Annotated in this window: 20 protein-coding genes and 1 tRNA gene; all 21 read right to left on the bottom strand. The window is 56.1% G+C overall.

The genetic code is table 11. The features are described from left to right. Nucleotides 1-33: 33 nt before the first annotated feature. Nucleotides 34-339, bottom strand: coding sequence for a DUF2818 family protein (locus tag ACK4FF_RS13045; RefSeq protein WP_409710050.1), 306 nt, complete (start codon nt 337-339; stop codon nt 34-36). A gap of 14 nt (nt 340-353) precedes the next feature. Further along, complete coding sequence (gene nuoN / locus ACK4FF_RS13040) at nt 354-1817, bottom strand: NADH-quinone oxidoreductase subunit NuoN (protein WP_409710202.1); 1464 nt, start codon at nt 1815-1817, stop codon at nt 354-356. A gap of 23 nt (nt 1818-1840) precedes the next feature. Beyond that, nucleotides 1841-3322, bottom strand: a complete 1482-nt coding sequence (locus ACK4FF_RS13035; protein WP_409710047.1) for an NADH-quinone oxidoreductase subunit M — start codon at nt 3320-3322, stop codon at nt 1841-1843. A 39-nt stretch (nt 3323-3361) separates the two neighbouring features. Further along, the gene (gene nuoL / locus ACK4FF_RS13030) at nt 3362-5347 is read right to left on the bottom strand and encodes an NADH-quinone oxidoreductase subunit L (RefSeq protein WP_409710043.1); all 1986 of its coding nucleotides are present in this window, start codon (nt 5345-5347) and stop codon (nt 3362-3364) included. Nucleotides 5348-5353: 6 nt separating this feature from the next. Next, nucleotides 5354-5659, bottom strand: coding sequence for an NADH-quinone oxidoreductase subunit NuoK (gene nuoK, locus ACK4FF_RS13025; RefSeq protein WP_409710040.1), 306 nt, complete (start codon nt 5657-5659; stop codon nt 5354-5356). A gap of 13 nt (nt 5660-5672) precedes the next feature. Further along, a complete protein-coding gene (locus tag ACK4FF_RS13020; protein ID WP_409710037.1) occupies nt 5673-6287 on the bottom strand; it encodes an NADH-quinone oxidoreductase subunit J in 615 nt (204 codons plus the stop codon). A gap of 26 nt (nt 6288-6313) precedes the next feature. Then, nucleotides 6314-6805, bottom strand: coding sequence for an NADH-quinone oxidoreductase subunit NuoI (gene nuoI, locus ACK4FF_RS13015; RefSeq protein ID WP_409710034.1), 492 nt, complete (start codon nt 6803-6805; stop codon nt 6314-6316). A gap of 12 nt (nt 6806-6817) precedes the next feature. Next, nucleotides 6818-7873, bottom strand: coding sequence for an NADH-quinone oxidoreductase subunit NuoH (nuoH, locus tag ACK4FF_RS13010; protein WP_409710199.1), 1056 nt, complete (start codon nt 7871-7873; stop codon nt 6818-6820). A 14-nt stretch (nt 7874-7887) separates the two neighbouring features. After that, entirely contained in the window at nt 7888-10149 is a 2262-nt protein-coding gene (gene nuoG, locus ACK4FF_RS13005; protein ID WP_409710031.1) for an NADH-quinone oxidoreductase subunit NuoG, read from the bottom strand. A 20-nt stretch (nt 10150-10169) separates the two neighbouring features. Beyond that, the gene (nuoF, locus tag ACK4FF_RS13000) at nt 10170-11465 is read right to left on the bottom strand and encodes an NADH-quinone oxidoreductase subunit NuoF (RefSeq protein WP_409710028.1); all 1296 of its coding nucleotides are present in this window, start codon (nt 11463-11465) and stop codon (nt 10170-10172) included. Next, on the bottom strand, nt 11462-11941 hold the full coding sequence (gene nuoE, locus ACK4FF_RS12995) for an NADH-quinone oxidoreductase subunit NuoE (RefSeq protein WP_409710025.1): 480 nt from the start codon (nt 11939-11941) through the stop codon (nt 11462-11464). The genes nuoF and nuoE overlap by 4 nt, the downstream gene beginning before the upstream one ends. A 33-nt stretch (nt 11942-11974) precedes the next feature. Beyond that, nucleotides 11975-13228 carry an NADH-quinone oxidoreductase subunit D gene (locus tag ACK4FF_RS12990; RefSeq protein ID WP_409710022.1) on the bottom strand — a complete coding sequence of 418 codons (1254 nt, stop codon included), beginning with the start codon at nt 13226-13228 and terminating at the stop codon, nt 11975-11977. 2 nt (nt 13229-13230) lie between these two features. After that, a complete protein-coding gene (locus ACK4FF_RS12985) occupies nt 13231-13830 on the bottom strand; it encodes an NADH-quinone oxidoreductase subunit C (protein ID WP_409710020.1) in 600 nt (199 codons plus the stop codon). A 10-nt stretch (nt 13831-13840) separates the two neighbouring features. Beyond that, complete coding sequence (locus tag ACK4FF_RS12980) at nt 13841-14317, bottom strand: NuoB/complex I 20 kDa subunit family protein (protein WP_256765029.1); 477 nt, start codon at nt 14315-14317, stop codon at nt 13841-13843. A 31-nt stretch (nt 14318-14348) separates the two neighbouring features. After that, nucleotides 14349-14708 (bottom strand): NADH-quinone oxidoreductase subunit A, encoded by a 360-nt coding sequence (locus tag ACK4FF_RS12975; RefSeq protein WP_409710017.1) that lies wholly within the window; start codon nt 14706-14708, stop codon nt 14349-14351. Nucleotides 14709-14795: 87 nt separating this feature from the next. Continuing rightward, a tRNA-Leu gene (locus ACK4FF_RS12970) sits at nt 14796-14881 on the bottom strand. Nucleotides 14882-14897: 16 nt separating this feature from the next. Then, complete coding sequence (secG, locus tag ACK4FF_RS12965) at nt 14898-15263, bottom strand: preprotein translocase subunit SecG (RefSeq protein WP_409710014.1); 366 nt, start codon at nt 15261-15263, stop codon at nt 14898-14900. Nucleotides 15264-15273: 10 nt separating this feature from the next. Next, nucleotides 15274-16041 (bottom strand): triose-phosphate isomerase, encoded by a 768-nt coding sequence (gene tpiA / locus ACK4FF_RS12960; RefSeq protein ID WP_409710011.1) that lies wholly within the window; start codon nt 16039-16041, stop codon nt 15274-15276. Nucleotides 16042-16068: 27 nt separating this feature from the next. Next, the gene (locus ACK4FF_RS12955) at nt 16069-17046 is read right to left on the bottom strand and encodes an NAD(P)H-quinone oxidoreductase (RefSeq protein ID WP_409710008.1); all 978 of its coding nucleotides are present in this window, start codon (nt 17044-17046) and stop codon (nt 16069-16071) included. 19 nt (nt 17047-17065) lie between these two features. Continuing rightward, nucleotides 17066-19204, bottom strand: a complete 2139-nt coding sequence (pnp, locus tag ACK4FF_RS12950; protein WP_409710005.1) for a polyribonucleotide nucleotidyltransferase — start codon at nt 19202-19204, stop codon at nt 17066-17068. Between the two features lie 133 nt (nt 19205-19337). Next, entirely contained in the window at nt 19338-19607 is a 270-nt protein-coding gene (gene rpsO, locus ACK4FF_RS12945) for a 30S ribosomal protein S15 (RefSeq protein ID WP_409710002.1), read from the bottom strand. Between the last annotated feature and the right edge of the window lie 99 nt (nt 19608-19706).

Raw genomic sequence — 19706 nt, 5'->3', positions numbered from 1 at the left:
CGTATTGGACCTGTCGTGGGCCCCTAGGGCTGACTAGGCCGCTTTCGGGCTGCGCCACAAAAAACGGTACACAAACCCGGGAAAGCCCAACACCAGAAACAGGCAAAAGGTCAGCGCGTAAAACTCCCAGCGCTGGGGGTTGATCTGCCCCAGTGTGGCCTCAAGCCCCGTACCCACAAGGCCGGTGAGCAAATACCCAACAAGTACTTCAAGCACACGCACCCAGCCTGATTTCTGAGCGGTCTTGAAGACCCCCATGATTCGGTTGCTGACGAACGGCAAATTCGCCATCGTCAGCATCACCAGAAACAGGATCCAATGCGCGAGAGTTTGTGACACGTCGACCCCGACAATCAGCCCGAGATGGACTGCTTGATAAGCTCAACGCAGTACGCCATCAAGGGTGCGGGCAACAGGCCAAGGCCAATCACCAACAGACCGTTCAAGCCCAAGGCAGCACGCGCAGAACCGGCCATCGCCACTTCAGCCTCGTCAGCCGGTGCTTCAAAGTACATGGCTTTCACAATGCGGATGTAATAAAACGCACCCACCAAGCTGAACATGACGGCATACACTGTCAGCCAAACCTGACCGGTGGCCAGCAAGGCCTTCAGCACAGCCAGCTTGGCTGCAAAGCCCACCATCGGAGGAATACCCGCCAAGGAGAACATCAACAGCAGCATCACCAAAGCCAGCCAGGGGGAACGCTTGTTCAACCCTTTCAAGTCAGCAATCTCTTCGACCTCAATGCCTTTGCGCGACAGCACCATAATCACCCCGAAGGTGCCCAAGGTGGTCAGCACATAAGTCACTGAATAGAACATGGCTGAGGAATAGGCAGCGGTCGCATTGGCATGGTCACCGGCAATCACATCCGACATCATGCCCAAAAGCATGAAGCCCATCTGGGAAATGGTCGAGTACGCCAGCATCCGCTTGAAGTTGGTTTGTGCAATGGCAGTCAGATTGCCGATGGCCAGGGAAGCCACCGCCAACACCATCAACATTTGCTGCCAATCGAACGCTTTGGGGTACAAGCCATCCACCAACAGGCGAATCATCATTGCAAACGCAGCCAGCTTTGGGGCACCACTGATCAGCAATGTCGCGATGGAGGGCGAGCCGTGATACACGTCAGGCACCCACATGTGGAACGGCACCACGCCCAGTTTGAAGGCCAGACCCGCAACAATGAACACCAGACCGAACACAAAAATAATGGACTTCGCACCTGCACCAGCTGCCGCGAAAGCAATGTCGGCATGGTTCAGCGAACCTGTTGCACCGTAGATCATCGACATGCCGTACAGCAGGAAACCTGAAGCCAAAGCGCCCAGCACGAAATACTTCATGGCAGCTTCTGTGGCCCGCACACTGTCACGCTGCATGGCCACCAGGGCGTACAGGCTCAATGACAGCAGCTCAACACCCAGATAAATCAGCAACAGGTTGTTGGCCGAAATCATGATGAACTGCCCAAGCAGGCTGAACATCACCAAAGCGTGCAATTCGCCCTTGAACATGTCGCGGTCACGGGCGTAATCGGCGCCCACCACCAGGGTGAAGGCAATGGCCAATGCCGCAAACCCTTTCAGGGCCAAAGCCATGCCATCAGACACGTACATGTTGTTGAAAGTGGCTTCATTGGCCGCACCCGGCACTTGGGCCAGGCAGTATGCGCCCAAGGCCACACAGAACAACACCACCACGTTGTGCAAGAGGCCCAGAATACGGCCTTTGGTCACGCTGTCCGCGATCAGGAATGCCGAGGCAAACACCGCCAAAGCAATCTCGGGAAGAGCCAGACAAAAATTCATCGATTCCACGGAGGATTCCTCAATTAAAGCTTGGACTGGGCAACATGCTGCAACAAGGCGTCAACCGACACCTGCAACACATCCGTGAATGGCTTGGGGAACAGGCCCATCGCCAGCACAAGAACAGCCATGGCCGCCAACATGCCAAACTCACGGGCATTGACGTCCTGCAGTTCCTTCACATCTTCATTGGCCACATCGCCAAACACCACGCGCTTGTACATCCACAGGGAATACGCAGCGCCAAAAATCAGGGTGGTGGCTGCCAACAGTCCAATCCAGAAATTGAACTTCACAGCCCCCAGAATCACCATGAATTCACCCACGAAACCGCTGGTGGCCGGCAAACCAGAATTCGCCATTGCAAACAGCAAAAACAGCGCAGCAAACTTGGGCATGGTGTTGGCCACACCGCCGTAGGCCGCGATGTCACGGCTGTGTACGCGGTCGTACAGCACGCCAATACACAGGAACATGGCACCCGACACGAAACCGTGAGAAATCATCTGAATGATTGCGCCTTGAATGGCCAGGTCCTGGAACATGAAAAAGCCCAGGGTCACGAAACCCATGTGCGCGATGGATGAATACGCCACCAGTTTCTTCATGTCCTTCTGCACCAAAGCCACCACACCGATGTACACCACAGCAACCAGCGACAGTGTGATCATGAAGCCTGCCAATTCATGGCTTGCATCGGGGGCAATCGGCAATGAGAAACGCAGGAAACCATAAGCACCCAGTTTCAACATAATGGCGGCCAGCACCACAGAACCACCGGTGGGCGCTTCCACGTGGGCATCAGGCAGCCAGGTGTGAACAGGCCACATTGGCACTTTCACCGCGAAGGCCATCAGGAATGCCAGGAAAATCAGCACCTGCTCAGTCATGCTCAGGGGCAGCTTGTGCCAAGCGGCAATTTCAAAGGTGCCCGACTTGGACTGCAGGTAAATCAGGGCCACCAGGGTGAGCAAGGAGCCCAACAGCGTGTACAGGAAAAACTTGAATGCCGCGTAAATGCGATTGGGGCCACCCCACACACCCACGATGATGTACATCGGAATCAGTGTGGCTTCAAAGAACACATAGAACAGCAAGCCGTCGGTGGCGGAGAACACGCCAATCATCAAGCCGGAAAGAATCAGGAATGCGGCCATGTACTGAGCCACTTTTTCTTCAATCACTTCCCAGGCAGCAACCACCACGAACACGGTGATCAACGCGGTCAGGATGACAAACCACATGGACAAGCCATCCACGCCCAGGCCATAACTGGCGCCGAAAGCAGGAATCCAGTCCAGCTTCTCGACGAACTGCAGGTTTGCAGTGCTGGTGTCGAAGCGGAAGTACAGTGGCAGGGTCACCAGAAAACTGACCAAGGCACCGATCAATGAAAACGCACGGACTGTGCCCGGGTTTTTGTCATTGCCGGTGGCCATGATCAGCACACCAAAGGCAATCGGCAACCAGATTGCCAGACTCAGTAGAGGAATGTTGTTAGCCATGGAATTGTTCCAGTCGTCAGAGCCAGCGCCCTACCCTATTTATGATTTCAGAGAAATGAACGCGATGATCATGGCCAATACGCCCAGAATCATTGCAAACGCATAGTGGTAGATGAATCCACTTTGGGCGAATCGCACCACGCCGGACACCAAGCCCACCAAGCGGGCGCTACCGTTCACCACCAAACCGTCGATCAGCGTGCGGTCGCCCACCTTCCAGAAGAACTGGCCCAGGCCACGCGCACCGGAGGCAAACACCACCTCGTTGATCTTGTCCATGTAGTACTTGTTTTCAAGCAGGGTGTGCACCGGCTTAAGCGCCTTGTAGAAGAACGCGGGAATCGCAGGCACCCAGAGGTAACACACCGCCGCGGTTGCAACACCAGCCAGTGCCAGCCAGAAGGCCATGGTGTGCACCGAATGCAGGCCCATGGCTGCAGCGCCGTGGAATTCCTCGGCCAAAGTGGCCATGGCTTCGTGATTGGGCAGAATGGTGATCACGTCTTTGAAGTACCCACCGTACAACATGGGTTCAATGGCGATGTAACCAATCAGCACGGACGGAATTGCCAGCAGCACCAACGGCAGGGTAACCACCCAAGGCGACTCGTGCGGCTGCACTGGGCCATGATGGCCGTGGTCATCGTCATGGCCGTGGTCGTCATGTTGAATGTCGTGGAAACGCTCTTTACCGTGGAACACCAGGAAGTACATGCGGAAGCTGTAGAACGCGGTGATGAACACACCGGCAGTCACCGCAAAAGTGGCAAACCCGGCCGCAGGCAGATTGCTGAAATGCACCGCCTCAATGATGCTGTCCTTGGAATAGAAGCCGGCAAAGAATGGCGTACCAATCAAGGCCAAGGAGCCCAGCAACGAGGTAATCCACGTAATGGGCATGTGTTTCCACAGGCCACCCATGTGGCGGATGTCTTGGTCATGATGCATGCCAATGATCACCGAACCGGCACCAAGGAACAACAGCGCTTTGAAGAAGGCGTGAGTCATCAGGTGGAAGATGGCAACGGGGTAAGCAGACACACCCAAGGCCACTGTCATGTATCCCAATTGAGACAACGTGGAGTACGCCACCACACGCTTGATGTCGTTCTGGATAATGCCCAGGAAACCCATGAACAGCGCAGTGATGGAGCCAATCACCAAAATGAAGTTCAAGGCGATGTCGGACAGTTCGAACAATGGCGACATCCGGCTGACCATGAAAATACCTGCCGTCACCATGGTCGCCGCGTGAATCAGTGCGGAAATGGGTGTAGGGCCTTCCATGGAATCGGGCAGCCACACATGCAGCGGGAACTGGGCCGATTTACCCATGGCACCCACAAACAGACAGATACAGGCCACGGCCAACAAAGGCCAGTCCGTGCCGGGGAAGGTCATCGGGGCCAAGTCGTTGGCCTTGGCAAACACTTCCGTGTAGTTCATGGAACCCGCGTTGGCCATGATCAAACCAATGCCGAGAATGAAACCAAAGTCGCCCACACGGTTCACCAGGAACGCTTTCAGGTTGGCGTAAACCGCTGTGGGCTTTTTGAACCAAAAGCCGATCAGCAGATAGGACACCAAACCCACCGCTTCCCAACCAAAGAACAGTTGCAGGAAGTTGTTGCTCATCACGAGCATCAGCATGGAGAAGGTGAACAGGGAAATATAGGAGAAGAAGCGCTGATAGCCTGGGTCTTCTTCCATGTAACCAATGGTGTAAATGTGCACCATCAGCGACACACTGGTCACCACCAGCAACATGGTGGCCGTCAGGGTATCAATCAGGAAACCCACTTCGAAAACCAGCTTGCCCACCACAGCCCACTGATACAGCGTGCCATTGAAGGTGTTGCCGGCCATTACATCCTGAAACACCAGAATGGAGGCCACCAGAGACACTGCCACACCCAGAATGGTCACGGTGTGCGCACCACGGCGCCCAATTTGCTTGCCAAACAGGCCAGCCAGGATAGAACCCAGCAACGGAGCAAACGGAATGATCAAATACAATGGATTCATTCGTGCTTACCCCTTGAGCTGGTCGAGGTCTTCGACGTTGATCGAGTTCATGTTGCGGAAGAGCACCACCAGAATCGCCAGACCGATGGCAGATTCAGCAGCAGCCACTGTGAGAATGAAGAAAACAAACAACTGACCGGACAAGTCGCCCAGGTAGTGGGAGAACGCCACAAAGTTCATGTTCACGGCCAGCAACATCAGTTCGATGGCCATCAACAGAACAATCAGGTTCTTGCGGTTCAGGAAAATACCAATCACGCTGATCGAGAAAAGGATCGCGCCAAGGACCAGAAAATGAGCCAGAGAAATCATGGTGGATCCTTTCTTATTGGGCAGACTTGGTCTGCTTGCGGTCAACGTCTGCAGGCATGCTGACCAGCTTCACGCGGTCGGCGGCCTTCACACGAACCTGTTCGGACGGGTTCTGGGCTTTGGTGTCCTTGCGCTTGCGCAGGGTCAGTGCAATGGCAGCCACCATGGCCACCAGCAAAATCAAAGCCGCCACTTCGAACGGATACAAGTATTCGGTGTACAGCAGCTTGCCCAGGGCGGCAGAGTTGTTTTCAGCCTGCTTGGGTGCTTCCGCGTTGGGGTCCCAGAAGCCACGCATCAGGATGACGGACATCTGAAACGCAATGAGCGAGCCCACGATGGTGGCCACCGGCAGGTTTTTCCAGAAACCGGCACGCAGCTTGTCCAGGTTCAAGTCCACCATCATCACGACAAAGAGGAACAACACCATCACCGCGCCGACGTACACCAGCACCAATGAAATGGCCAGGAACTCAGCTTCCAGCAGCATCCAGACCGCCGAGGCAGAGAAGAATGCCAGCACCAGATACAGTGCAGCGTGGACAGGGTTGCGGGCTGTGATCACGCGCAATCCCGCAAACACGAGAATGGCTGAAAACACATAAAAGAAACCAGAGATAGCGTTCATAACGAGTCTAGATCGTTGAATTCGATTTATCGGTAAGCAGCATCTGCGTCGCGGTTGGCTGCAATTTCAGCCTCATACCGATCACCCACAGCCAGCAGCATTTCCTTGGTGAAATACAGGTCGCCCCGCTTTTCGCCGTGGTACTCGTGAATGTGAGTCTCTACGATGGAGTCCACAGGACAAGACTCTTCACAAAACCCGCAAAAAATGCATTTGGTCAGGTCGATGTCGTAACGCTTGGTGCGGCGGGTGCCATCTTCACGCTGTTCCGATTCAATGGTGATGGCCATGGCAGGGCAAACGGCTTCGCAGAGTTTGCAAGCGATGCAACGCTCTTCCCCATTGGGGTAGCGGCGCAAGGCGTGCAAGCCACGGAACCGGGGTGACATTGGCGTTTTTTCCACCGGGTACATCAGCGTGATGGGCGTGGTGAAGAAATAGCTCAGGGTCAAGGCCATACCTTTGAGCATTTCACGCAGCAACAAGCTGTTCAGAAAATCTTTGATCATTAGAAACATGGCAGCTCTCGATTATTTCCAGATTGTCCATGGCGTCTGCATCCAGGCAGCCACCACAACCAGCCAAACCAGCGTGAGGGGAATGAATACTTTCCAACCCAGGCGCATGATCTGGTCATAGCGGTAACGCGGGAATGACGCACGGAACCAGATGAACATGGACACGATCAGGAAAGTTTTGATACCCAACCACAACCAGCCTGGAACCCAAGTCAACGGTGCCACTTCCACTGGGGCTGCCCAACCGCCGAAGAACATGATGGCTGCCAAAGCAGAAATCAGGATCATGTTGGCGTATTCAGCCAGGAAGAAGATGGCGAAACTCATGCCGGAATATTCCACCATGTGTCCGGCCACAATCTCGGACTCACCTTCCACCACGTCGAAGGGGTGACGGTTGGTTTCAGCCACACCAGAGATCAGGTAAATCACGAACAGGGGCAGCAGCGGCAACCAGTTCCAGGACAGGAAATTCAGGCCCGCATCGGCAAATTGGCCCCGGGTCTGGCTGAGCACGATGTCGGTCATGTTCAGGCTGCCGGTTACCAACAACACAGTCACCAGCACAAAACCGATGGCCAGCTCATAAGACACCATCTGGGCAGAAGCGCGCATGGCTGCCAGGAAGGCATACTTGGAGTTGGATGCCCAACCCGCCACGATCACGCCGTACACTTCCAACGAGGTGATGGCCATCAGGTACAACAAGCCAGCGTTCACATTGGCCAGCACCACATCGGGGCCGAATGGCATCACAGCCCATGCAGCAAGGGCTGGCATGATGGTCATGATGGGGGCCACCACAAACAGGCCTTTGTTGGCGTTGGTGGGTACGATGAGTTCCTTGAACATCATCTTGACCGCGTCGGCGATGGGTTGCAGCAAACCCATGGGGCCAACATGCGTTGGGCCCATGCGGATGTGCATGCGACCAATCATCTTGCGTTCCCAATACGTCAGGTAAGCCACCAGGCCCAGCAGAGGCAAAGTAATGCACAGAATCTTGGCCAGTGTCCACACGGGCAACCACGCGGGGCCCAACAGTTCTGCGCCCACCGTGGTGATCATTTCAATCGGGGAGCTCATGCCTGCACCTCGCTGACTGCGTTCAACTCAAGAGACACCGCACCGGACACTGCACGCAGGCCCAAGGTGTCTGCACGGCCAACAGGCACCAACACCACGTTGTCCGCCACCAGTTTGCTCACACGCACTGCCGCCACCAGCGAACCGCCTTGGGCGTCGGAGAGCTTGACCGTGACGCCGTTGTGGACACCCAAACGGGCTGCCGTGGCTTCGCTGATCTGGGCCAAAGCGGGTTTGGCCGCTTTGGTTTGGCGCAGCGACTCAGCGCGGCGCACCAATGCATCAGTGTCATAAATTGGTGCATAAGGGGCCAACTCCAGGCCATCAATGCCCGCTGCTGCAGCGGTGATCGACAAGGCATTGGACAGGCCCAGTTGCGCGGGCAGGCAGGCCTTCAACACTTCTTCAGAACTGTTGAATTCAAAGCCTTCAAAGCCCAACAGGTTGCCCAGAACGCGCAGTACCTTCCAGCCGGGGCGTGTTTCACCCATCGGCTTGACGGTGGCCTTCACGCTTTGGGCGGTGCCTTCAATGTTCAGATAAGTGCCCGATGTTTCGGTGAACGGTGCGATGGGCAACAACACGTCGGCGTACAGCTTGGCGTTGCCAACAAAAGCACTGGCCTGCACAACAAACTCAGCATTCTTCAGACCGGACAATACTTTCTGGCCTTCAAGGCTGTCCAACTCGGGTTCGTTGCCCCACACCACCACAGCCTTGGCCTTCGCAGCCAGGGTTGCAGAAATGGATGCTGTGCCGTTCGCGGCGGCTTGAACGCCAGCCACAAAAGAGCCCACCCAGTTGGCACCGTCGCCCAGGAAGCCCAGCGTTGCGCCGGTGGACTGGGCCACGGCCGCCGCCTTGGCCAAAATGGCGTTGGCATTCGCACTCATCAGCACTTGCTGGCCGATCAACAGGAACTTTTTGCCTTCAACGGCCAAAGCGCTGGCCACGGTGCTGTCATCCAAACTGGATACCCAGCGCGATGGCGCGGCCTTGACCCACTTGGCCTTGGGCATCAGAGGGTCGAGACCACCTGCATTCACGATCACGACCTGAGCGCCTTCCTTGGCGGCCTGACGAACGCGTTGCGTGAACAGGGGTTGGTCATTGCGCAAGTCGGTACCAATCACGACCAAAGCGTCGGCAGCAGCCACATCAGCAATAGACGCACCCAACCATGGCTTTGCGCCCTGCAGGTTCAAGCCGTCAACATGACGCAAACCCGCGTCGATGCTGCTTGTACCCAGGCTTTGAGCCAAGGCTTTGGCCAGCGACAACTCCTCGAAAGAGCTGTTGGGCGACACCACAAAACCAATCTTGTTCATGTCAGTGGATTCACGACGGGCTTTTTTCAAGCCCTCGGCCACCGCGTTCAATGCGGTCTGCCAGTCGGTGGTGACCCACTGACCATTTTTGCGAATCATCGGCTCGGTCAAACGGTCAGTGGCTTTCAGGCCTTCGTAGCTGAAGCGGTCACGGTCGGAAATCCAGCATTCGTTGATGGCGTCGTTTTCATTGGGCACCACCCGCAGAACATCGTCACCCTTGACTTGAACGACCAGGTTGGAACCCAGGCTGTCGTGTGGAGACACCGATTTGCGGCGGGCCATTTCCCAAGTGCGGGCGCTGTAGCGGAATGGCTTGGAGGTCAGTGCACCCACAGGGCACAGGTCGATCATGTTGCCGGACAGTTCGGAATCCACCGAATTGCCCACGAAGCTCATGATTTCAGAATGCTCGCCACGGTTGGCCATGCCCAGCTCCATCACGCCGGCAATTTCTTGACCAAAGCGCACACAGCGGGTGCAGTGGATACAACGGCTCATTTCCTGAGCCGACACCAGCGGACCGATGTCCTTGTAGAACACCACACGCTTCTCTTCTTTGTACCGGGAGGTCACGCCGCCGTAACCTACGGCGATGTCCTGCAACTGGCACTCACCGCCTTGGTCACAAATCGGACAGTCCAGCGGGTGATTGATCAGCAGGAATTCCATCACGCTCTTTTGAGCCTGAACTGCTTTCTCGGACTGGGTACGGACGATCATGCCGGGGGCCACAGGCGTGGCGCAGGCTGGCAAGGGCTTTGGGGCCTTCTCCACATCAACCAGGCACATGCGGCAGTTGGCCGCGATCGACAGTTTTTTGTGATAGCAGAAGTGAGGCACATATTTGCCTGCCTTCGTGGCGGCATCCATCAGCATGCTGCCTTCAGGCACTTCGACTTTCACGCCATCAATTTCAAGTTCAACCATTTGTAATGTCCCGCAGGGGTTTACACGTAAGCCGGCACGATGCACGACTTGTGGGTAATGTGGTGCTCAAATTCTTCACGGAAGTGCTTCAGGAAAGCCCGGACGGGCATCGCTGCTGCGTCACCCAGCGCACAAATGGTGCGGCCCTGAATGTTGTCAGCAATCGAATTCAGCATGTCCAAGTCTTCCGGACGGCCTTCACCGTGCTCAATACGGTTGACGATCCGGTACAGCCAACCCGTGCCTTCGCGGCAGGGTGTGCACTGTCCGCAGCTTTCTTCGTAATAGAAGTAGGACAAACGGAGCAGGCTCTTGACCATGCAGCGTGTTTCGTCCATCACGATGACCGCGCCGGAACCCAGCATTGACCCCGCTTTGGCAATGGAGTCGTAATCCATGTCCGTGGCCAACATCACATCGCCAGGCAACACAGGCATGGACGAGCCGCCGGGGATCACAGCCTTGCACTTGCGGCCGCCTTTCATGCCACCAGCCAGTTCAAGCAGTTTGGCAAACGGGGTGCCCAATGGAATTTCGTAGTTGCCAGGCTTTTCAACGTCACCGGAAATCGAGAAAATTTTCGTGCCGCCGTTGTTGGGCTTGCCCAGTTCAAGGAACCAGTCCCCACCGTTTTGCAGGATGAACGGCACCGCTGCAAAAGTTTCAGTGTTGTTGATCGTGGTGGGCTTGCCGTAAATGCCATAGGACGCGGGGAAAGGCGGCTTGAAGCGTGGCTGCCCCTTTTTGCCCTCGATGGATTCAATCAAGGCTGTTTCTTCACCGCAGATGTATGCGCCGTAACCATGGTGCGCGTGCAACTGGAAGCTGAAGTTGGAACCCAGAATGTTGTCACCGAGATAACCGGCAGCACGAGCCTGTTCAAGCGCCTCTTCGAAACGCTCGTAGGTTTCCCAGATTTCGCCGTGGATGTAGTTGTAACCCACAGAAATACCCATGGCATACGCGGCGATTGCCATGCCTTCGATCACGGAATGTGGGTTGTAACGCAGAATGTCTCGGTCTTTGAATGTACCGGGCTCGCCTTCGTCCGAGTTACAGGCCAGGTACTTTTGGCCGGGGAACTGACGGGGCATGAAACTCCACTTCAAACCGGTGGGGAAGCCGGCACCTCCACGGCCACGCAAGGCTGATTTTTTCACCTCGGCGATCACGTCTTCCTGCGAGATACCTTCCGTGAGAATTTTGCGCAAGGCCTTGTAACCACCACGGGCTTCATAGCCTTTGAGGTCCCAATTGTTGCCATCCAGACCAGCCAGAATGACTGGGTTGATGTGACGTCCGTGCAAACAGGTCATGACTTCAACTCCTCTACAAGCGCGTCGAGCTTTTGATTGCTCATGAAACTGCACATGCGGTGGTTGTTCACCAGCAACACAGGTGCATCACCACAGGCACCCATGCACTCCCCTTCCTTGAGGGTGAACAGGCCATCTGCGGTGGTTTCATTGAAATCGATACCGAGTTTCTTTTTCAGATACTCGGCAGCATCAGTCCCGCCTGACAAGGCACAAGGCAGGTTGGTGCACACGGTGATCTTGGATTTGCCGAGCTTTTTCAGGTCGTACATGTTGTAGAAGGTGGCCACCTCGTAGGCCGCAATCGGCGCAATCTCGAGGTACTGCGCCACGGCCTCAATGGCCTCGGGTGGCAGCCAACCCAGTTCGGTCTGAACGATGCGCAGGCCCGACATCACCGCAGAAATCTTTTGGTCTGCGGGGTATTTGGCCAGCTCTTTGTCGATCAAGCGACACGCGTTTTCACTCAACTTCATCTTGCGTTGTTCCTCAGTGGTCTTGATTGACCATCAACGGTCGATTTCACCGAACACGATGTCCTGGGTACCAATGATGGTCACCACGTCGGCCAGCATGTGGCCGCGGGACATCTCGTCCAATCCTTGAAGGTGCGCATAACCGGGCGCACGAATTTTCAGGCGGTAAGGCTTGTTGGCACCGTCGGCCATCATGTAGATACCGAATTCGCCCTTGGGGTGCTCCACCGCGGCATAGGCTTCACCTTCTGGCACGTGCATGCCTTCGGTAAACAGCTTGAAGTGGTGAATCAACTCTTCCATGTTGGACTTCATGTCCAGACGCTTGGGCGGGGCCACTTTGTGGTTGTCGCTCATCACGGGGCCTGGGTTCTCACGCAGCCACTTCACGCATTGTTGAATGATGCGGTTGGACTGGCGCATTTCTTCCACGCGCACCAGGTAACGGTCGTAGCAGTCGCCGTTCTTGCCCACAGGAATGTCGAAATCCAGACGGTCGTACACCTCGTAGGGCTGCTTCTTGCGCAAATCCCAAGCGATGCCAGAACCACGCAGCATTGGGCCTGTGAAGCCCATGGAGAGTGCGCGCTCTGGTGTAACCACACCGATGCCGACCAAGCGCTGTTTCCAAATGCGGTTGTCGGTCAACAGGGTTTCATATTCGTCCACATAGGCCGGGAAGCGCTGTGTGAAGTCATCAATAAAGTCCAGCAGCGAACCTTGACGGTTGCGGTTCATCTCAGCCAGTTTTTTGGCCGAACGCACCTTGGAAGGCTTGTGCTGGGGCATGGTGTCAGGCAGGTCGCGATACACACCACCAGGGCGATAGTACGCGGCATGCAGACGCGCGCCGGACACCGCCTCATAGCAGTCCATCAGATCTTCCCGTTCGCGGAAGGCGTACAGGAACACCGCCATTGCCCCCACGTCCAGACCATGCGCACCGATCCACAGCAGGTGGTTCAAGATGCGGGTAATCTCGTCAAACATCACACGGATGTATTGCGCGCGAACCGGCACCTCGATGCCCAGCAGTTTTTCGACGGCCATGCAGTAAGCGTGTTCATTCGCCATCATGGACACATAGTCCAGACGATCCATGTAGGGCAAGGACTGAATGAAGGTTTTGTGCTCGGCCAGCTTTTCTGTACCCCGATGCAACAGGCCAATGTGTGGATCGGCGCGTTGCACAACCTCACCGTCCAGTTCCAGCACCAAGCGCAACACGCCGTGTGCTGCCGGGTGTTGAGGACCGAAGTTCAGGGTGTAATTCTTGATTTCTGCCATGATTATTTCGCTCCACCGTATTGAGGTTCGCGAATGATGCGGGGGGTAATTTCACGCGGCTCGATGGTCACAGGCTGGTACACCACACGGCCGAGCTCAGGGTCGTAACGCATTTCCACATGACCGGACAAGGGGAAGTCCTTGCGGAAGGGGTGCCCCACAAAGCCGTAGTCAGTCAAAATACGGCGAAGGTCATCGTGGCCTTCGTAAACAATGCCGTACAGGTCGAATGACTCCCGCTCGTACCAGCCTGCGGAGGACCACACCGCGTTGACGGAAGCCACGGTGGGCAAATCGTCGTCCGGGCAGGCCACTTTGACGCGCACTCGCTGATTGTTGGAGACTGAGAGCAGTTGAAGCACTGTCCAGAAACGAGGGCCTTCATTGACCTCGTTTTTGTAGGACTGCATGTCCAGGCCACACAAGTCGATCAGTTGCTCGAAGGCCAGTGCATCATGGTCGCGCAGCAGCGTGCAGGACTCCAGATAAGTCGACGCTTTGACCACGATGTTCAACTCGCCGCAGCCAATGGAGGACGACACGAGGCGCTCACCCAGCACTTCCTGAACCGAGGCTTGCAGACGCAGAAGGTTTTCAGACATGGCTTAGACCTCAGCGCGCAATGGTTGATGTTTGCTTGATCTTGTTCTGCAACTGGAGCAGACCGTACATCAAGGCTTCTGCGGTGGGAGGACAACCTGGCACGTAGACATCCACGGGCACGATGCGGTCACAGCCCCGAACCACTGAATAGCTGTAGTGGTAATAACCACCGCCGTTGGCACAGGACCCCATGGACAGCACCCAACGGGGCTCAGCCATTTGGTCGTAAACCTTGCGCAAGGCAGGCGCCATTTTGTTGCAGAGGGTACCGGCCACAATCATGAGGTCAGACTGACGCGGGCTGGGGCGGAAGATGATGCCGAAGCGGTCCAAGTCGTAACGACTGGCGCCCGCGTGCATCATTTCAACCGCGCAACATGCCAAGCCAAATGTCATGGGCCACAACGAGCCCGTACGACCCCAGTTGATCAGCTTGTCGGCCGTGGTCGTAATAAACCCTTCGTTCAATACGCCATCAATTCCCATGGTGTAATTCCTTCACGCAAAACAGTGTGTGTTATTCCCAGTCCAGAGCGCCGCGGGTCCATTCGTAAATGAAACCGACCACCAGGACACCAAGGAAAATCATCATTGACCAAAAGCCGACGACGCCAATTTCACGATAGGCCAAGGCCCATGGAAAAAGAAACGCGATTTCCAGGTCAAACAGAATGAAGAGAATGGCCACGAGGTAGTAGCGCACGTCAAATTGCATGCGGGCATCTTCGAAAGCCTCGAATCCACACTCGTAGGGGGACAGTTTTTGGCTGTCGGGGCGGTGCGGGGCCAACAGGCGCCCTACCAACATGGCGCCACCACCGACACCAATACCCACCAAGATAAACAGCAATACTGGAAAATAGGACTCTAGATTCACGCTGGCTCCCGTGTAAACCCTAACTGCATTTTCGTTAACCAAAAAAAAGCCGGCCATAGCGTTTGGACCGGCTTTTTTACCTGAATATGGTGCCGACGGCGAGACTCGAACTCGCACAGCCTGTGGCCACTACCCCCTCAAGATAGCGTGTCTACCAATTCCACCACGTCGGCGCAATATTGTGCTGAATTACTTTGGAATTTCCTGCACTGGTTTGGCAGGCTCAGAAGGCACTACAGGCGCAGGGGTTGCCGTTCCCTCGGCCGCAGGAGCAGTCTGAATTGATTCCATCACACCACTGGATTCACGACCGATTTCGCTACGCGAAAAAAATGACAAACCCAATGTGCACAGCAAAAAGATTGTAGCACAAACCGCCGTGCTGCGACTCAGAAAATTCGCAGAACCCGTAGCACCAAACAGGCTTCCAGACGAGCCGCTACCGAAGGCTGCGCCCATGTCGGCGCCTTTGCCGTGCTGCAACAAAACAAGGATGATGACCGCCACTGCAGACAGAACCTGCACGACAGTAATGATGGAGTGAAAGAGATTCATAATCGTCAGTTTAACCTTTCGCGGCGCGTATTATTCCAGAGAAATCGTCGGATGACAAAGCAGCACCGCCAATCAGGCCACCGTCGATGTCTTGTTTACTAAAAAGTTCTTGGGCATTACCGGGTTTGACACTGCCGCCATAAAGAATGCGAGTGGACTGGGCCAGAGACTCACCCAGCATGGCCTGCAGCCGGGCACGGATCATCGCATGAACCTCCTGCGCCTGCTCAGGGCTGGCGGTGACTCCGGTGCCGATGGCCCAAACGGGTTCGTAGGCGATCACCAGCGGCCACTGGCCGTTTTGTACAAAACGCGCACATTGGGCAATCACTGGATCAAGCTGGGATGCAATCACTGACTCGACCTGCCCTGCTTCGCGCTCCGCCAGGGTTTCACCCACGCACACCAGGGGCACCAACCCGGCCTCAAGGGCTGCCACCGCTTTCAAAGCCACGGTTTCGCTGCTTTCTGCATGGTAGCTGCGGCGCTCGGAATGGCCCACAATCACTTGGCGAACCCCAAACTCTTTGAGCATCGACACAGACACCTCACCGGTGTAAGCGCCACTGGCCTTCGCGGACACATCCTGCGAACCAAAAGCCACAGCCGTGCCTTCGAGCAATCCTTGCAATTGGGCCAGATAAGGAAATGGTGCAAATACAGACACCTCGACATCAGCGGTGACCGCAGGCAAGAAACCGCGCACCAGCTCGGCGTTAGCCGCCAAGCCGCCATTCATTTTCCAGTTACCAGCCACCAATTTTTTTCTTGTCGTCATGCAGGTCTCCCGAACCTTTCAACAATGTCATACGGTCAATACAATTTTGCCCATCAACTCGCCAGATTCCATCAGGCGATGGGCACTGGCCGCATCGGCCAACTCAAACTCAGCACTCACCACGGCCCGGTAGTGGCCGGCCGCAAATCCACTGTACAACTCAGCCCCAAGCTCAGCGGCCAAGCGGGCCTTGAACTCGGCCGATTGCGGCCTTAGGGTAGAGCCCGTCAAGGTGGCTTGCTTCATGAGCAGCTTGCCCGCGTCCAGCGACGCCTGGCGACCACCCAAGAGCGCAATCACAATCACCTGCCCACCAACCGCCAGACAGGCCAAGTCACGTTCAAGGTAGCTGCCCGCCACCATGTCGAGCACTATGTTCACACCCCGACCGGAGGTCCACTCAAGGGCCAGCGCAGACCAATCCTGATCTCGGTGATTGAAGACCGCAGTCGCGCCCAAGGCCCGACAGAATTCAGCCTTGTCCTGGTGCCCTACTGTGACCAGTACTTGGGCCTGAAGACGCCTGGCCACCTGAATGGCCGCCGTTCCAATGCCACTGCTGCCGCCATGAACCAACACCACTTGGTTGGCCGACAAACGCCCTTTCCAAACCAGGTTTTGCCACACGGTGAGGTACACCTCAGGCAGCGTGGCTGCCTGCGCATAGCTAAGGCCTTCGGGGATGGGCATGCACTGCCCGGCAGGCACACAGACATACTCTGCATAGCCACCGCCATTGCACAGGGCCATGAACGAGCGCCCGATCAGGCTTGGGTCAACGCCTTCGCCTGTACCCACCACAATTCCAGCCACTTCCAACCCCAAATGCGGGCTGGCACCAGGTGGCGGTGGATACAGGCCAAGGCGCTGCAACACATCGGGCCGATTGACACCGGCCGCTTTGACTTGCAGCAACACCTCAGAAGGACCGGGCTTGGGCACCGGCAACTCAGCCAGAACTAACTGACTGGCGTCGCCGGGCGCCTTGACCACGATGCCTTTCATGAGGCGTTCCATGCGGGATTTACTCGCCAGCAGACCCTTCGGGCGCTGCGTCAGCAGCAGGCTGCTCCAGCAGGGCCTTCATGGACAGGCGCAGACGGCCTTTGTCGTCCGCTTCGAGGATTTTGACGCGAACTTGCTGCCCTTCTTTCAGGTAATCGGCCACGGCGTTGACACGCTCGTGAGCGATCTGGGAGATGTGCAGCAAACCGTCTTTGCCCGGCAATACACTGACGATGGCACCGAAGTCCAGCAACTTCAGCACGGTACCTTCGTACACGCCACCCACTTCAACTTCGGCGGTGATGTCTTCAATGCGCTTTTTGGCTTTCTCGCCGGCTTCACCGTCTACGGAGGCGATGGTGATGGAGCCATCGTCCTTGATGTCAATGGTTGCACCGGTTTCCTCGGTGATTGAGCGGATGGTTGCACCACCTTTACCAATCACGTCACGAATCTTCTCGGGGTTGATCTTCATGCTGATCATGCGGGGCGCAAAATCAGACAACTCACCCACGCCAGAAGAGGCTTCTTTCATGATGCCGAGGATGTGAATGCGGGCGTCGCGGGCCTGGGCCAGTGCCACCTGCATGATCTCCTTGGTAATGCCCTGGATTTTGATGTCCATCTGCAGGGCAGTCACACCGTTTTCGGTACCGGCCACTTTGAAGTCCATGTCACCGAGGTGGTCTTCGTCACCCAAAATGTCGGTCAGCACGGCGAACTTGTTGTCTTCTTTGATCAGACCCATGGCGATACCCGCCACGAAATCTTTCACGGGAACACCAGCGTCCATCAGGGACAGGCAGCCGCCACAGACGGAGGCCATGGAGCTTGAGCCGTTGGATTCAGTAATTTCAGAAACCACACGCATGCTGTACTGGAAGTCTTCGGCAGCAGGCAACAGGTTTTCAATGGCGCGGCGGGCCAGACGACCGTGGCCGATCTCGCGGCGCTTGGGCGCACCCATGCGACCACATTCGCCAGTGGCGTATGGGGGCATGTTGTAGTGGAACATGAAGCGGTCACGGTATTCGCCGTTGATCGCATCGATGATCTGCTCGTCGCGGCCTGTACCCAGGGTCGTCACCACCAGGGCTTGTGTTTCACCACGCGTAAACAGGGCCGAACCATGGGCACGGGGCAAAACGCCGGTGCGAATGGTGATGGGACGTACGGTGCGTGTGTCACGACCGTCAATGCGGGGCTCGCCGTTCAGAATCTGGCTGCGAACCACTTTGGCTTCCAGATTGAACAGCACTTCGCCAATGTCGGCACCGGTCACACCGGCCATGCCTTCTTCACCCAGCTTGGCGGGCAACTCGGCTTGAACCTCGGCAGAAATTTCCTTCAGACGCTTGCTGCGGGCCTGCTTCTGGGTAATTTTGTACGCTTCGGCAATTTTTTGGCCAGCCAGTTCGGTGATGGCGGCAATCAGCGGCTCATTTTTGGCCGCAGGCTGCCAATCCCACTCGGGTTTGCCAGCTTTGGCGGTCAGGGCATGGATGGCATTAATGACGGTCTGCATTTGCTCGTGGCCATACACCACAGCGCCCAGCATGACTTCTTCGCTCAATTCATAGGCATCGGATTCCACCATCAGCACGGCGGATTCAGTACCGGCTACTACCAAGTCCAGCTTGCTGTCTTTCAGTTGGCTGGTGGTGGGGTTGATGATGTATTCGCCATTCAGGTAACCCACGCGGGCCGCGCCAATCGGGCCGTTGAAGGGAATGCCGGCGATGGACAGCGCGGCGGAGGCACCGATCAACGCGGGAATGTCGGCGTTGACTTCGGGGTTGGAAGACATCACGGTCAGTGCAACCTGAACTTCGTTGTAGAAGCCTTCAGGGAACAAGGGGCGCAGAGGGCGATCAACCAAACGGGCGGTCAGGGTTTCTTTTTCAGTGGCCTTGCCTTCACGCTTGAAGAAGCCGCCGGGAATACGACCGGCGGCGTAGAATTTTTCAACATAGTCAACGGTCAGGGGGAAGAAATCCTGGCCTGGCTTGGCGGTTTTGGCTGCAACAACAGTGGCCAGAACCACGGTGTCATCAACAGTCACAAGGACTGCACCATCGGCCTGACGGGCGACTTCGCCGGTCTCCAGCGTCACTGTGTGCTGGCCGTACTGGAATGTTTCACGATGAATTTCAAACACTTTTCTCTTTCCTTATCGTTATCCCGGTGGGTCACATTCCCATGCGAGAGCCCGTGAGTTACAAAACACAAATGCCCACAACGTCAGTTGCAGGCATTTGAGTTCAATCAACGGATTGTGTGGCGCGGACCAATTACTTACGCAAGCCGAGTTGTCCGATCAGAGTACGGTACTTGTCAGCGTCGGTGCGCTTGAGGTAGTCCAGCAGTTTACGGCGGCGGGACACCATGCGCAGCAAGCCGCGGCGTGAGTGGTGGTCTTTGGCGTTGGCCTTGAAGTGATCGGCCAGCGAGTTGATACGGGCTGTCAACAACGCCACTTGAACCTCGGGGGAACCTGTGTCGCCCTTGGCACGTTGAAATTCGGCCACGATGGCCTGTTTGTTGATGCTTTCTACAGACATGTTTTTCTCCACTTGCGAAACCCCCAGACAACCGGCTCAACAACCGAATTCCCGAGGGTTCGTGACAACAACTTGGGCTGAGTTTTACGGCGCACCCAC

The organism is Limnobacter sp. (genome assembly GCF_046297615.1).
Lineage (GTDB): Bacteria > Pseudomonadota > Gammaproteobacteria > Burkholderiales > Burkholderiaceae_B > Limnobacter.
The sequence above is the reverse complement of the archived record's forward strand: the minus strand, read 5'-3'. Positions and strand labels throughout refer to the sequence as shown.